The 13,639-nt window shown below is 71.7% G+C and carries 14 protein-coding genes; 10 read left to right on the top strand and 4 right to left on the bottom strand.

What is annotated here, in order from left to right; translation table 11 throughout:
• Positions 1-28 precede the first annotated feature (28 nt).
• Positions 29-1,831 carry an ABC transporter ATP-binding protein gene (locus AB0G15_RS22315; protein ID WP_362842910.1) on the top strand — a complete coding sequence of 601 codons (1,803 nt, stop codon included), beginning with the start codon at positions 29-31 and terminating at the stop codon, positions 1,829-1,831.
• A gap of 118 nt (positions 1,832-1,949) precedes the next feature.
• Positions 1,950-3,722, top strand: coding sequence for an ABC transporter ATP-binding protein (locus tag AB0G15_RS22310; protein WP_362842768.1), 1,773 nt, complete (start codon positions 1,950-1,952; stop codon positions 3,720-3,722).
• Positions 3,723-3,726: 4 nt separating this feature from the next.
• On the opposite strand, the gene AB0G15_RS22305 is transcribed toward AB0G15_RS22310, so the two are convergent.
• From AB0G15_RS22305 to AB0G15_RS22290, 4 genes are read right to left on the bottom strand one after another with little or no spacing between them, the layout of a single operon-like run.
• The gene (locus tag AB0G15_RS22305) at positions 3,727-4,332 is read right to left on the bottom strand and encodes a GNAT family N-acetyltransferase (protein WP_362842765.1); all 606 of its coding nucleotides are present in this window, start codon (positions 4,330-4,332) and stop codon (positions 3,727-3,729) included.
• A complete protein-coding gene (locus AB0G15_RS22300; RefSeq protein WP_362842762.1) occupies positions 4,329-4,832 on the bottom strand; it encodes a transporter substrate-binding domain-containing protein in 504 nt (167 codons plus the stop codon). The genes AB0G15_RS22305 and AB0G15_RS22300 overlap by 4 nt, the downstream gene beginning before the upstream one ends.
• Positions 4,808-5,620, bottom strand: a complete 813-nt coding sequence (locus AB0G15_RS22295; RefSeq protein ID WP_362842759.1) for an amino acid ABC transporter ATP-binding protein — start codon at positions 5,618-5,620, stop codon at positions 4,808-4,810. Before AB0G15_RS22295 ends, AB0G15_RS22300 begins: the two co-directional genes overlap by 25 nt.
• On the bottom strand, positions 5,617-6,696 hold the full coding sequence (locus tag AB0G15_RS22290; RefSeq protein ID WP_362842756.1) for an amino acid ABC transporter permease: 1,080 nt from the start codon (positions 6,694-6,696) through the stop codon (positions 5,617-5,619). Before AB0G15_RS22290 ends, AB0G15_RS22295 begins: the two co-directional genes overlap by 4 nt.
• 364 nt (positions 6,697-7,060) lie before the next feature.
• Between AB0G15_RS22290 and ppk2 the strand changes: the two genes are divergently transcribed.
• The 8 genes from ppk2 (at position 7,061) to trpA (ending at position 13,437) form a co-directional block, all read left to right on the top strand.
• Entirely contained in the window at positions 7,061-8,017 is a 957-nt protein-coding gene (gene ppk2 / locus AB0G15_RS22285) for a polyphosphate kinase 2 (RefSeq protein ID WP_362842754.1), read from the top strand.
• A gap of 155 nt (positions 8,018-8,172) precedes the next feature.
• Positions 8,173-8,520: a phosphoribosyl-AMP cyclohydrolase gene (gene hisI / locus AB0G15_RS22280; protein WP_362676242.1), complete on the top strand. Its 348-nt coding sequence runs from the start codon at positions 8,173-8,175 to the stop codon at positions 8,518-8,520.
• Entirely contained in the window at positions 8,517-9,119 is a 603-nt protein-coding gene (locus AB0G15_RS22275) for a Trp biosynthesis-associated membrane protein (RefSeq protein WP_362842751.1), read from the top strand. The genes hisI and AB0G15_RS22275 overlap by 4 nt, the downstream gene beginning before the upstream one ends.
• A gap of 167 nt (positions 9,120-9,286) precedes the next feature.
• Positions 9,287-9,778 (top strand): DUF4190 domain-containing protein, encoded by a 492-nt coding sequence (locus AB0G15_RS22270; RefSeq protein ID WP_362842748.1) that lies wholly within the window; start codon positions 9,287-9,289, stop codon positions 9,776-9,778.
• A 127-nt stretch (positions 9,779-9,905) separates the two neighbouring features.
• Positions 9,906-10,349, top strand: a complete 444-nt coding sequence (locus AB0G15_RS22265) for a DUF2752 domain-containing protein (RefSeq protein WP_362842746.1) — start codon at positions 9,906-9,908, stop codon at positions 10,347-10,349.
• 170 nt (positions 10,350-10,519) lie between these two features.
• Positions 10,520-11,329, top strand: a complete 810-nt coding sequence (trpC, locus tag AB0G15_RS22260) for an indole-3-glycerol phosphate synthase TrpC (protein ID WP_362842743.1) — start codon at positions 10,520-10,522, stop codon at positions 11,327-11,329.
• A 27-nt stretch (positions 11,330-11,356) separates the two neighbouring features.
• The gene (trpB, locus tag AB0G15_RS22255; protein WP_362842907.1) at positions 11,357-12,577 is read left to right on the top strand and encodes a tryptophan synthase subunit beta; all 1,221 of its coding nucleotides are present in this window, start codon (positions 11,357-11,359) and stop codon (positions 12,575-12,577) included.
• A 65-nt stretch (positions 12,578-12,642) separates the two neighbouring features.
• On the top strand, positions 12,643-13,437 hold the full coding sequence (gene trpA / locus AB0G15_RS22250) for a tryptophan synthase subunit alpha (RefSeq protein WP_362676232.1): 795 nt from the start codon (positions 12,643-12,645) through the stop codon (positions 13,435-13,437).
• Positions 13,438-13,639 lie beyond the last annotated feature (202 nt).

Below are 13,639 nucleotides of genomic sequence, written 5' to 3'. Positions count from 1 at the left end.
AAAGGACACCCCCCGCGTGGCGAGCAAGATGACCACCGCAGTCATGCGCAGGGGACTCGGGGTCCTCGGGGTCGCCATCCGGGCGGAGAAGTCGATCTTCTCCGCCGCGGTGCTGTCCAGCGCCCTGTACGGCGTGATGACCGTCGCCGCGGCGTGGGCCCTGGGCTGGGCCACCGACCACGTCGTGCTCCCGGCCTTCAGGGACGGGCGGATCACGACGGGCACCCTCACCCTCGGTGCGCTCCTCATCCTTGGGGTCTCCCTGCTCAAGGCGCTGGGCGTGGCAGGGCGCCGGTATTTCGCCGGGGTCATGCAGTATCGGATGCAGGCCCGCTCCCGCCGTGACGTCACCCGCCAGTATCTGAAGCTTCCGCTCGCCTGGCACCACAGGCACCCGACCGGGCAGCTGCTGTCGAACGCCGGGTCCGACGTGGAGGCCGCCTGGGCGCCGCTCGCCCCGCTGCCGATGGCCGTCGGCGTGGTCGTGATGCTGGTGACCGCCGCCGTCGCGATGGTGATCACCGATCCGATCCTCGCTCTCGTCGGGTTCCTCGTCTTTCCCGCGATCGCCGTGCTCAACCTGGTCTACCAGCGCAAACTCAACCCGCTGGCCACCCGCGCCCAGCAGCTGCGGGCCGAGGTCAGCGAGATCGCCCACGAGAGCTTCGACGGAGCCCTGGTCGTCAAGACCCTGGGCCGCGAGGACGAGGAGACCGCCAGGTTCCAGGCCAAGGCAGGCGAGCTGCGCGACGCCAACATCGCCGTGGGCCGGGTCCGCGGCCTGTTCGACCCGATGCTGGAGGCGCTGCCCACCCTGGGCGTGCTCGCCGTGCTGCTGATCGGCGTGATGCGGCTGGAGAGCGGCGCGATCGGCTCCGGCGTGCTCGTCCAGGTCGCCTACCTGTTCACCCTGCTGGCCTTCCCGATCCGCGCGCTCGGCTGGGTGCTCGCCGAGCTGCCTCGGTCCGTCGTCGGCTACGAGCGGATCCAGGCCGTGCTCGAGGCCACCGGCTCCATGGAGCACGGCGCCGTCGAGCTGCCAGGCACCGAACCCGCCAGGCTGGAGGTCCGCGACCTCGGTTACGCCTACGGCGACGGTGAGTTCCCCGTCCTGCGCGAGGTGAGCCTGGAGGTCGGGCCCGGCCGTACCGTCGCCCTGGTCGGACCCACCGGCTCGGGCAAGTCGACGCTCGCCCAGGCCCTCGTCCGCCTGGTCGACCCGGCGGAGGGCGTCGTGCTGGTGGACGGCACGGACCTGCGCGACGTGGCCAGGAACGGGGTCAGCGACGCGGTGGCGCTGGTGCCGCAGCAGACGTTCCTGTTCGACGACACCGTACGCGGCAACGTCACCCTCGGCCGGCCGGTCGGGGACGAGGACGTCTGGGCGGCGCTGCGCCTGGCGCAGGCCGAGGGATTCGTCAGCGCCCTGCCCTCGGGGCTGGACACCCGGGTCGGCGAGCGCGGCACCACCCTGTCGGGCGGCCAGCGCCAGCGGATCGCCCTGGCCCGCGCGCTGGTGCGCCGCCCGCGGCTGCTCGTCCTGGACGACGCCACCTCCAGCGTCGACCCGCAGGTCGAGGCGAGGATCCTGTACGGGCTGCGGGACGCGGCCCAGGTCTCCACCGTGGTCGTCATCGCCTACCGGATGGCCACCATCGCCCTGGCCGACGAGGTCGTCTACCTCGACCACGGCCGGGTCGTCGACCGGGGCGGCCACGCGGAGCTGCTCGCCCGCTGCGAGGGCTACCGCAACCTGGTCACCGCCTACGAACGCCAGGGCGCCGAGCGCGAGGCGCTCGACGCCGAGCAAGAGGAAGAGGTCAGCGCGTGAGGAAGCACCACCGGCCGGGGGAGCACCCCGCCGGGACGACGCGGGACGAGCGGGGCCGCGGTCCACTGGGGCCGAGGCTGGCACCAGGGCTGGGACCGGGGCTGGGAGGACGGTGCCGGTGAGCTCGTTCCAGGGGGTCGAGCGCTCCGGGCTGGCCACCGTCAGGCACGGCCTGTCGCTCACGCCGGAGTTCCGCAAGGGGCTGGCCGGCACGCTCGCGCTGGCCGTGGTGGCCACGATCGGCAAGATCATCGTGCCGATCGCCGTCCAGCAGACCATCGACACGGGGCTCGCGAAGGGCGCCCCGGACGTGGCCTACGTCCGCACCGCCGTGCTGCTGTGCGCCGCCGCCGTGGTGTTCACCGCGCTGTGCGCGTACCTGATGAACGTACGCCTCTACCGGGCCACCGAGTCCTCGCTCGCCACGCTCAGGGTGCGCGGCTTCCGGCACGTGCACGACCTGTCGGTGCTCACCCAGAACTCTGAGCGGCGCGGCGCCCTCGTCTCCCGGGTCACCGGCGACGTCGACCAGATCAGCGTCTTCATGCAGTGGGGCGGGCTGATGATCATCATCGCCCTGGGCCAGCTCCTGGTCGCCACCGGGCTGATGTTCGTCTACTCCTGGCAGCTCGCCCTGCTGGTGTGGCTGTGCTTCCTGCCGCTCATGGTCGTCCTGCCGCGCTTCCAGCGGTGGCTGTCGGGCGCCTACACGCGGGTCCGCGAGCGCACCGGCGACATGCTCTCGGCCGTCAGCGAGTCGGTCGTGGGCGCGGCCGTGATCAGGGCCCACGGCTCCGAGGCCCGTACGGCCGAGCGGCTCGACGTCGCGATCGACGCCAACATGGCGGCGCAGGCCCGCACCCAGCGGATCGTCGCGACCGTGTTCCCGCTGACCGAGATCGTCGCCGCCGTGACCCTGGCGGCCGTGGTGCTGGTCGGGGTGCGGCTCGGGCTGGCGCAGGACATCACCGAGGGACGCCTGGTCGCCTTCCTGTTCCTCATCACGCTGTTCGTCTCGCCGATGCAGATCGCCACCGAGGTGCTCAACGAGGCGCAGAACGCCGTCGCCGGGTGGCGGCGCATCCTCGGCGTGCTCGACACCCCCGCCGACGTCGCCGACCCGGGCCCCGAGGGCGTCGAGCTGCCGCGCGGTCCCATCTCGGTCTCCTTCGAGGACGTGGAGTTCTCCTACCCCGGCGGGGTCCCGGTGCTGCACGGGGTCTCGGCGGACATCCCGCCGCGCTCGCGGATCGCCGTGGTGGGGGAGACCGGTTCCGGCAAGACGACCTTCGCCAAGCTGCTCACCCGCCTGATGGACCCCGTCTCGGGGCGGATCACGGTCGACGGCCACGACCTGAGGACCGTCCGGTTCTCCTCGCTGCGCAGCCGCATCGTCATGGTGCCGCAGGACGGCTTCCTGTTCAACGGCACCCTGGCGGAGAACATCGCCTTCGGCCGTCCCTCGGCGACCGAGGCGGAGATCCGGCTCGCCATGACCGAGCTGGGGCTCACCGACTGGCTGGAGGGGCTGCCCGCCGACCTGTCGACCAGGGTCGGCCAGCGCGGCGAGTCGCTGTCGGCGGGCGAGCGCCAGCTCGTCGCGCTCGCCCGCGCCTACCTGGCCGACCCCGACCTGCTGCTGCTGGACGAGGCCACCTCCGCGGTGGACCCGGCGACGGAGGTGCGGCTGGCCCGCGCCCTGGAGGGCGTCACGCGGGGGCGCACCGCCGTCTCCATCGCCCACCGGCTCTCCACCGCCGAGGCGGCGGACGAGGTGTTCGTCTTCGACAAGGGCCGGATCGTGCAGCGCGGCCCGCACGCCGAGCTGGTACGCCGGCCCGGCGTCTACGCGGACCTGCACGCCTCCTGGGTCTCGGCCGCCCGCTCCTAGCGGTTCACGCCGAACCTCGGATGATCTTCTCGAAGGGGTGGGGGCCGACCGTCTCGGGGTCGGCCCCCAGGTCGTAGAGCGGGGTGTATCCGGTCGCGAGGTAGAGCCCGGCCGCCTCGGGCTGCCGGGGGCCCGTGGTCAGGTAGATCCTGCGGTAACCCTGCCGCGCGGCCTCCCGCTCCAGCTCCCGTACGACGGCGACGCCCAGGCCGCGCCGGCGGTGGTCCGGATGGGTCCAGATCCGCTTGAGCTCGGCGGTCTCCCCGTCGTGCCGGAAGAACGCGCCCCCGGCGACGGTCCGCCCGTGCTCGACGAGGACGAGGAACGCGCCCCCGTGCTCCGGGGTGAACCGCTCGCCGGGATAGCGGTTGATCTCGTCGTTGGGACCGTACCGGCTGGTGTACTCGGCGTGCAGGCCCTCCAGGAGCGGTTCGACCTCGGGGCCGGGAACGGCCACGTGCCGCACCTGGAGGGAGACGGCCGGAGCCCGCGGGGAACACCCGCCCGGTGCCGGTGCCGGTGCCGGTGCCGCGTGCTTCGTGGGCGGGGGCGGGGGACGTTCGGTGCCCGGGGCGGCGGGTGCGGCGGGCCTCGCGGAGTCGATCGTCACTTGGGCTGCCTCGGCAGGCCGGGCGGGTTGATCCTCGACGTGGGCAGTGCCTCGTTGTCCAGGCCCCAGCGCTTGAGCACCTCGGCGTACTTGCCGTTCTCGATGAGCGTGTTGATCGCCTCGTTGACCGGCTGGACCAGGCCGTTGCCCTTCAGGGTCATGACCGCGATCAGGCCCTCGACCGACCCTCCGCCCGAGAGCGTCCCGACGATCCTGCTGTCACCGCCCACCGCGACCTGGTAGGCGATGGGAGGGTTCGGGCCCAGGTAGGCCTGGACGCGGCCGGACTTCAGCGCCAGCAGGACGTCGCCGTACTTCTGGTAGTACTGGATGTTCGCGGCCTCGAGCCCGGCCTTCTGGTTCTGCGCGTCCCACTCCAGCAGGATCTTCTCCTGGTTGGTGCCGGATCCGACGGAGACGTTCAGCCCGGCGATGTCGGCGGCCTTCTCGATCTTGGTGATCGGGCTCCCCCTGCTCACCTGCCAGGCGAGCTGGTCCACCCGGTAGGTGGCGAAGTCGTAGACGTCCTTGCGCTGCTGAGGAAGAGGCGGGTGCGCTCGTGCCGGGGGGCGTCCAGCACCTCGGCGGGGGTGCCCCGCTCGACGATCCGGCCCTCGTCCATGAAGACCACGGTGTCGGCGACCTCGCGGGCGAAGCCGATCTCGTGGGTGACGACGATCATGGTGGTGCCGCTCCCGGCGAGGCCCTTGACCACGTCGAGCACCTCGCCGACGAGTTCCGGATCCAGCGCGGACGTCGGCTCGTCGAAGAGGATGACCTTGGGCTCCAGGGCCAGGGCGCGGGCGATGGCCACCCGCTGCTGCTGCCCGCCGGAGAGCTTGCGGGGATAGGAGTGCGCCTTGTCGGAGAGCCCGACCCGCTCCAGCAGCCGGGCCGCCAGCGCGTCCACCTCCGCCTTCGGCCTGCGCTGGGCCGACCGGGGCGCCTCGGTGACGTTCTGGTGCACGGTCAGGTGCGGGAAGAGGTTGAAGTTCTGGAAGACGAATCCGATCCTGGTCCGCTGCCGGAGGATCTCGCGCTCGGGCAGCTCGTACAGCCTGTCGCCGGACCTGCGGTAGCCGACCAGCTCGCCGTCGACGCTGACCGAACCGCTGTCCACCTTCTCCAGGTGGTTGACGGTACGGAGAAGCGTGGACTTCCCCGACCCCGACGGGCCCAGGATCACCGTTACCTCGCCCGCGGCGACCCGCAGGTCCACCCCGCGCAGCACCTCCAGCGACCCGAAGCTCTTGTGCACGCCCCGCAGCTCGACCATCGCGGCGCTCATGCCAGGCCCTTTCCGTAGTGCCGCTCGACGTAGTGCTGCGCGACGGACATCACGGAGGTCATCACGAGATACCAGATGGTCGCCACCAGCAGCAGGGCGATGACCCTGCCGTTGCGGTTGTAGATCACCTGAACCTGGTAGAAGAGCTCGGGCAGGGCCATGATGTAGACGACCGAGGTGCCCTTGACCAGGCCGATGATCTCGTTGCCGGCGGTCGGCACGATCGACCGCATGGCCTGCGGCAGGACGATCCGGAACAGCTGCCTGGCCTTGGGGATGCCCAGCGCCGCGGCCGCCTCCCGCTGGCCGTGGTCCACCGAGAGCAGCCCGGCCCGGACGATCTCCGCGGCGTAGGCGGCCTGGTGCAGGGCCAGGCCCAGCGCGGCGGCGGTGACCGGTCCGATCAGGTCCATCGTCCCGATGTCGAAGAACGCCGGGCCGAACGGCACGCCGAAGGAGATCCTCGGATACAGCAGGGCCAGGTTGTACCAGAACAGCAGCTGCAGGATCAGCGGTACCGACCGGAACAGGGCGATGTAGCCCCAGGCGGCCGAGTTGAGCAGTGGATTCCCCGACAGCCGCATGAGCGCCAGGATCGTGCCGAGCAGGAAGCCGAAGACGATTCCCAGCGCGGTCAGCTCCAGCGTGAACACGACCGCCCGCAGCACGGAGGGCGCGAACAGGTACTCCCCGACCACCTCCCACTCCCAGGCCGGGTTGGTGACCAGCGCGCTGACCGCCATGGCCAGCAGCACCGCGACGCCCAGGGCCGCCACCCACCGCCCCGGGTGACGGGTGGTGACCACCCTCGGCGGGGGCCCGCCGGCCTCCGCGCCTTCCGTGTCGCCGGGGGTTTCGCCCGAGGGGGGAGTGGCGGCCAGGATCACGCGGGGCCCGGCGGACCCGCCGGACCCGCCGGGGGCGGACACGGAGACGAGCCGGGCCCGGCTCCACGTGTACCCGTGGTGCGCGCGCCCCCGGCCGCCCGTCACCGGGGGCGGTGCCTTCGCGGGGGACGCGAGGGCCGCGGGATCGTGCGTGTCACCGCCGTCGGCGCCTGGGAATTCGACGGGCATGGTTGAGGCCTTTCTGGCTGGTCGTACCGGACGGGGGCGGTGCGGGGCGCGCTCCGCGGGCGGAGCGCCGGACGGTCGGCGGCGACGCGGGTCAGCGGCGACAGGGCACGGATCGGGCGCGGCACGGGGCGACGTCCTCGCCCGCCGCCGGCGGGAACTCTGGGCGCACGGCATCACTCCAACACACGCTCACGATTCCGTCAAGACCTACTGGTTTAGTAGGTTTTTTGTCGGAGCGGATCGTACGGCGCGAAAGGGGCGGATCGCCCGCGAAGAAAGGGACGCCCGGGAAGGATTAGCCTGCTCAGAGCGTGGTAGGGGCAGGGCGGAGGCGGGCCCCACGCCCGCCCGAGGGAAGGGACCGATGGCAGAGTTGGTTGGCGGGGAGCCGTCGGACGGCCAGTTCCCCGTCGTGGACGTCCACGCGGCGATAGACCGCAGCGATCTGCTCGACGAGCTGACCGATCTGCGGGTCAACGACGATGACGACGACGACCCCGTCCTGGTCCGCAAGGACGGCAGCCCGGTCGACACCTGGCGGGAGAAGTATCCCTACAACGAGCGGATGGGGCGGGCGGAGTACGAGCGGCTCAAGCGGCTGCTCCAGATCGAGCTGCTCAAGCTCCAGTACTGGATCAAGGACACCGGGGGACGCATGGTCGTCCTCTTCGAGGGGCGCGACGCCGCGGGCAAGGGCGGCACGATCAAGCGGTTCATGGAGCACCTCAACCCCCGGGGCGCGAACGTGGTGGCGCTGGAGAAGCCGAGCGAGCGCGAGAGCACCCAGTGGTACTTCCAGCGCTACGTCTCCCACCTGCCCGCCGCCGGCGAGATGGTCTTCTTCGACCGCTCCTGGTACAACCGCGCCGGGGTCGAGCGGGTGATGCGCTTCTGCACTCCCGAGGAATACCTGGAGTTCCTGGAGCAGGCCCCCGAGTTCGAGCGGATGCTCGTCCGCGACGGCATCCACCTGGTGAAGTTCTGGTTCTCGGTCTCGCGGTCCGAGCAGCGCACCCGGTTCGTGATCCGCCAGGTCGACCCGGTGCGGCAGTGGAAGCTGTCGCCGATGGACCTGGAGTCGCTCGACAAGTGGGAGGACTACACCGCCGCCAAGGAGGACATGTTCGTCAACACCGACACGGAGGAGGCCCCGTGGACGGTGATCAAGAGCAATGACAAGAAGCGGGCCCGGATCGAGGCCATGCGGCACGTCCTGAGCCTGTTCGAGTACGAGAACAAGGACCACGAGGTCGTCGGCGTCCCCGACCCCAAGATCGTCGTCCACGCCGCCGACGTGCTCGACGACGACCGCAGCCGCTGAGCCGCCCCGCCGTCCCCGTCCGGCTTCTGTCCCCGCCGTCCCCGTCCGGCTTCTGCTCCCGCCGCCCGCCGTCTCCGGCCCGGCCTGCGGCGGCGGACGTCCGGCCCGGCCGGGCCGGACACGACCCCTCCTCCCGGTTGCGGCACAATTGCCGCATGTCCCTTGACCTCGCCATCGCGGCCCGGCTGAAGCGCACCGCCGACGGGCTGGTTCCCGTCGTCGTCCAGCAGTACGACACCGGCGAGGTGCTCATGCTCGCCTGGATGGACGACGAGGCGCTGCACCGCACGCTCACCACGGGAAGGGCCACCTACTGGTCGCGCAGCCGCGGAGCCTACTGGGTGAAGGGCGACACCTCCGGTCACGTCCAGCACGTCAAGTCCGCCGCGCTCGACTGCGACGGCGACACCGTCCTGCTCAAGGTCGACCAGGTGGGCGCCGCCTGCCACACCGGCGACCGGACCTGCTTCGACGCCGACGAGCTGGCGGTGACCCGGGCGTGACGGGCAGGCGGGAGCTGTGGACCTGGCTGGCCGTGTGCGTGGCGGGCGCCGCGCTCGTGCTCCTCGCCGCCGGGCGCGACTGGTTCACCGTGACGTACGACACCCGCGAGGTGGCGGTCTCCGCCGCCGAACTGGTCCCCGCGCTCGGCCCGGCCGCCTGGGCGGCGCTCGCCGCGGTGGTCGCCGTCCTCGCCACGGGAGGCGTGTGGCGCGGGCTCGTCGGAGCGGTGATGGCGCTCGGCGGGGCAGGGATGATCGCCGGTTCCTGGTGGGGGAGCGGCGCGAATGCCGCGCTGCGGATCTCCGCCGAGCGGGCACCGATGTCCGCGGGCGCCGCCCCGCAGGTCGCGTCGGCCGTCGTCTGGCCGATCCTCGCCTCCGCCGGGGGGCTCCTGCTGCTGGCCGGAGGAGTGGCGGTGATCCTGCGCGGCGGGCGCTGGCCGGGCATGTCCGGCCGCTACGACCGGCAGGGGGCCGGTCCCGGCGGCGCCGCGAACCGTCCTGCTCCCGCCGAGAGCGCCCCCGGCGAGCGGGAACTGTGGGACGCCCTCGACGAGGGCGTCGACCCCACGGCCGACCCGGACCCCCGCGAGCGCTGACCTCCGGCGAGCACTGAGCCTCGGTCCCTCCTGCGAGCACTGAGCCTCGGTCTGCGCTTTCGGCTACGACTTGCTCACAACGCGCTCACAAGCGCGAACGGATTCTCTCCTTCCGGGAGCATTTTCGCTAGGATTTTGCCCGCAACTCGGATAATTGGGGGTCATTCATGAGCTATGGCAATCACTCGGATGGCTATGGCCAGACCCCAGGGGGCGGCGGTGGTTACGGCCCCCCGGGTGGCTACGACTCGTCCGGCGGTCACGGCGCCGGAGGGTACGGAGGGTACGGCCAGCCTGGTGGCGGCTACGACCCCTACGGCCAGCCTGGTGGCGGCTACGACCCCTACGGCCAGCCTGGTGGCGGCTACGACCCCTACGGGGGGTACGGCAAGCCGCCCAAGGGCAACAACGGCATGGCCATCGCCGCGCTGATCATGGGCATCGTGGGGTTGTTCAGCTGCGGGCTCCCCTCGATCGTGGGTGCGGTGCTCGGCCACATCTCGCTGGGACAGATCAACCGGACGGGCGAGGAGGGCCGGGGCATGGCCGTCGCGGGCCTGGTCCTGTCCTATTTCGGCATCCTGTGCTGGCTCGGCGTGGTGTTGCTGTTCTGGCTGATCGGGGCCGGCGCCCTCATCGGCAGCGGGGTGAGCTACTGACGCGGGGGCCCGCTACCGGTCCCGGTTTCCGCGGGGGCTCGCGCCCGGCGGCGCGCCGGCGGCGTGAGTAGGGTGACGGGTGGGGGACGGCCACCGGTGAAGGGTGCTGACGGGCCGTGATGACGGCATGGTGACGGGGAAGACCGAGGGTCCGCGCGGGGCGCGCGCGACGGCCCTGCTGGCGCCGCTCGGCGTCGCGCTGGCGGCGGGCGCGGCGGTGGCGTTCGTCGGGGCGGTGGACCCCGGAGAGCCGGGCCACTACCCGACCTGCCCGTTCCTCATGCTCACCGGCCTCTACTGCCCCGGCTGCGGCGGCCTGCGAACGGTGTACGCGCTCGTCCACGGGGATCCCGTGGCGGCTCTGGGGCTCAACCCGTTCGTCACGCTCATGATTCCGGTGCTGGTCGTGCTCTGGGGCCGGTGGACGCTGCGTGCCTGGTCGGGCGGTACGTCCAGGGGCGCGCCCGCCGGGAGATCCGTGCACCCGGCATATGTGTGGTCATTGCTCGCTTTGATGGTCGTGTTTTGGATAGTGCGAAATCTTCCTTTTGGGGAATTCCTGGCCCCATAGTCACCGATAGGTCTCACCCCGTGGCGGAGCGACCCCGGCAGGGCCGATAGCATCGGCGGAACAAGGGCAGTCGATTCGGGAGGGGCCTTACTCGTGAGCGAGCGGAGCGAGCGAACCACGGATACGGCAGCGTTCGCGAACCTGGCCCCGGAGCTTCGCGAGGAGGGCAAGTGAGCGTGCTCGAGGAGATCCTCGAAGGAGTCCGCGCCGATCTGGCCGAACGGCAGGAGAAGGTGACGCTGGCCGAGCTCAAGGAACGGGCCGGACGGGCACCCGCCCCCCGTGACGCGTACGCGGCGCTGGGCGGCGACCAGGTGGCGGTCATCGCCGAGGTCAAGCGCTCCAGCCCGTCCAAGGGCGCCCTGGCCGCGATCGCCGACCCCGCCGCGCTGGCGGGCGACTACGAGTCGGGCGGCGCCCACGTCATCAGCGTGCTCACCGAGCGGCGCCGCTTCGGCGGCAGCCTCGACGACCTGGCCGCCGTGCGCGCCGTCGTCGACATCCCGGTGCTGCGCAAGGACTTCATCGTCACCTCGTACCAGCTCTGGGAGGCCCGTGCCTACGGCGCCGACCTGGCGCTGCTGATCGTCGCGGCGCTCGACCAGAACGCGCTGGTCTCGCTGATCGAGCGGGCCGAGTCGATCGGGCTGACCCCGCTGGTCGAGGTGCACACCGAGGAGGAGCTCGACCGGGCGCTCGCCGCCGGAGCGAAGATCATCGGTGTCAACGCGCGGAACCTCAAGACCCTCGAGGTCGACCGCGAGGTCTTCGCCAAGCTGGCTCCCAAGATCCCCGACGGCGTCATCAAGATCGCCGAGTCGGGCGTGCGCGGCCCCCACGACCTGCTCGCCTACGCCAGGGCGGGAGCCGACGCCGTCCTGGTCGGCGAGAGCCTGGTGACCGGCAAGGACCCGCGGGCCGCCGTGGTCGACCTGGTCACCGCCGGTGCCCACCCAGCATCCCGACCCGAGGGGCAGTAAGCAGTGACAACGCACGACGGAACCGTCATCACCACCGCCGACCTCGCGGGCAACGCCGCCCACGGCAACGACCCCGACATCAACGGCAAGTTCGGCGTCTTCGGCGGGCGCTACGTGCCCGAGGCGCTCATCCCGGCGCTGGACGAGGTCGCGGCGGAGTACGACAAGGCGAAGAACGACGAGGCGTTCGTGCGGGAGTTCGACCACCTGCTGCGCACCTACGCCGGGCGGCCGACCACGCTGACCGAGATCCCCCGCTTCGCCGAGCAGGCGGGCGGCGCCCGGATCATCCTCAAGCGCGAGGACCTGACCCACACCGGCGCCCACAAGATCAACAACGTGCTCGGCCAGGCCCTGCTGACCAAGCGCCTGGGCAAGACGCGGGTGATCGCCGAGACCGGCGCCGGCCAGCACGGCGTCGCCACCGCGACCGCCGCCGCCCTGATGGGCCTGGAGTGCGTCATCTACATGGGGGCCGTCGACTGCGAGCGCCAGGCGCTCAACGTCGCCCGCATGAAGCTGCTCGGCGCCACCGTCGTCCCGGTCACCAACGGCAGCCAGACCCTCAAGGACGCCATCAACGAGGCGTTCCGCGACTGGGTCGCCAACGTCGACCGCACCCACTACCTCTTCGGCACCATCGCGGGCCCGCACCCGTTCCCGGAGATCGTCCGCGACTTCGCCCGCATCATCGGCGTCGAGGCCCGCCGCCAGATGCTGGAGCTCACCGGCAGGCTGCCCGACGCGGTCGCCGCCGCCGTCGGCGGGGGATCGAACGCCATCGGCGTCTTCCACGCCTTCCTCGACGACAAGGACGTCCAACTGCACGGCTACGAGGCGGGCGGCCGGGGCCTGGAGAGCGGCGAGCACGCCCTCACCCTCACCCAGGGCTCCGTCGGCGTGCTGCACGGCTCGCGCACCTACGTGCTGCAGGACGACGAGGGCCAGACGATCGAGTCGCACTCGATCTCGGCCGGGCTCGACTACCCCGGCGTCGGCCCCGAGCACGCCTGGCTCAAGGACAGCGGCCGCGCCACCTACCACGGCATCACCGACGCCGAGGCGATGGACGCCTTCGCGCTGCTCGCCCGCACCGAGGGCATCATCCCCGCGATCGAGTCCTCGCACGCGCTCGCCGGAGCCCTCAAGCTCGGTCGCGAGATGGGTCCCGAGGCGACGATCCTGGTCAACCTCTCGGGCCGGGGCGACAAGGACATGGGCACCGCGATGAAGTACTTCAACCTCTGACCCTCTGACGACCGACTTGCTTCTCTCCGGCGGCCCGGAGGGGACGGACCGCAACGGAAGCAACGATGACGACTCTCCAGACGGTGTTCGCCAAGGCTAAGGCGGACGATCGCGCCGCCCTCATCGGATACCTGCCCGCCGGGTTCCCCAGCAAGGACGGTGCGATCGCCGTCGCCACCGCCATGGTGGAGGCGGGCTGCGACGTGATCGAGATCGGCCTGCCCTACTCGGACCCCCTCATGGACGGCCCGACGATCCAGGACGCCGTCCACCGGGCGCTGACCAACGGCACCCGCATCGCCGACGTGCTGCGCACGGTCGAGGGCGTGGCCGCCACCGGTGCCGCCACCCTGGTCATGACGTACTGGAACCCGATCGACCGCTACGGCGCCGACCGCTTCGCCAGGGACCTGGCGAACGCGGGCGGGGTGGGCACCATCACGCCCGACCTGACCCCCGAGGAGGCCGGTCCCTGGCGCGAGGCCAGCGCCGCGGCCGGGATCGACACGGTCTTCCTGGTCGCCCCGAGCTCCACCGAGGCCCGCATCAAGGCCGTCGTCGACAGCTGCACCGGCTTCGTCTACGCGGCGTCGCTGATGGGCGTCACCGGTGCCCGCGAATCGGTCGGCGAGGCCGCGCAGGGCCTGGTCGAGCGCACCCGCCCGCACACCTCCCTGCCGGTGTGCGTCGGCCTGGGCGTCGGCACCGGGCGGCAGGCCGCCGAGGTCGCCGGCTACGCTGACGGCGTCATCGTGGGGTCGGCGTTCATCCGCCGCGTCCTGGACGCTCCCGACGAGACCTCGGGTCTGGCGGCGGTCCGCGAGCTGGGCGCCGAGCTGGCGGCGGGCGTCCGGGGCTGAGGACCCGCCCGGGTGCGATCCCTCCGGCGGAGGGATCGCACCCCGGTCACCGCCTGCCAGGCAGGCTTATTCGACGCTTATCCAGCCCGTGATGAGGTTTCCTTCGGATACCTTGCGTTCGCCGGAGACGTCCGCGCCCGGGGCTGGAATAGGAGAATGGTGCACGTGACCTCTGATAACCCCGCGCCCAATAGGTCGCGTA

The sequence above is a fragment of the Streptosporangium sp. NPDC023825 genome, assembly GCF_040639575.1.
In the GTDB taxonomy this organism is placed as follows: Bacteria; Actinomycetota; Actinomycetes; order Streptosporangiales; family Streptosporangiaceae; genus Streptosporangium.
The sequence above is the reverse complement of the archived record's forward strand: the minus strand, read 5'-3'. Positions and strand labels throughout refer to the sequence as shown.

What these genes read in the sequence shown, in the direction of transcription:
- AB0G15_RS22295 (WP_362842759.1), bottom strand. Translation starts at nt 5,620, where the DNA reads ATGAGCGCCGCGATGGTCGAGCTGCGGGGCGTGCACAAGAGCTTCGGG.
- AB0G15_RS22315 (WP_362842910.1), top strand. Translation starts at nt 29, where the DNA reads ATGACCACCGCAGTCATGCGCAGGGGACTCGGGGTCCTCGGGGTCGCC.
- AB0G15_RS22270 (WP_362842748.1), top strand. Translation starts at nt 9,287, where the DNA reads ATGAGCTATGGCAATCACTCGGATGGCTATGGCCAGACCCCAGGGGGC.
- ppk2 (WP_362842754.1), top strand. Translation starts at nt 7,061, where the DNA reads ATGGCAGAGTTGGTTGGCGGGGAGCCGTCGGACGGCCAGTTCCCCGTC.
- AB0G15_RS22265 (WP_362842746.1), top strand. Translation starts at nt 9,906, where the DNA reads ATGGTGACGGGGAAGACCGAGGGTCCGCGCGGGGCGCGCGCGACGGCC.
- AB0G15_RS22290 (WP_362842756.1), bottom strand. Translation starts at nt 6,696, where the DNA reads ATGCCCGTCGAATTCCCAGGCGCCGACGGCGGTGACACGCACGATCCC.
- hisI (WP_362676242.1), top strand. Translation starts at nt 8,173, where the DNA reads ATGTCCCTTGACCTCGCCATCGCGGCCCGGCTGAAGCGCACCGCCGAC.
- trpA (WP_362676232.1), top strand. Translation starts at nt 12,643, where the DNA reads ATGACGACTCTCCAGACGGTGTTCGCCAAGGCTAAGGCGGACGATCGC.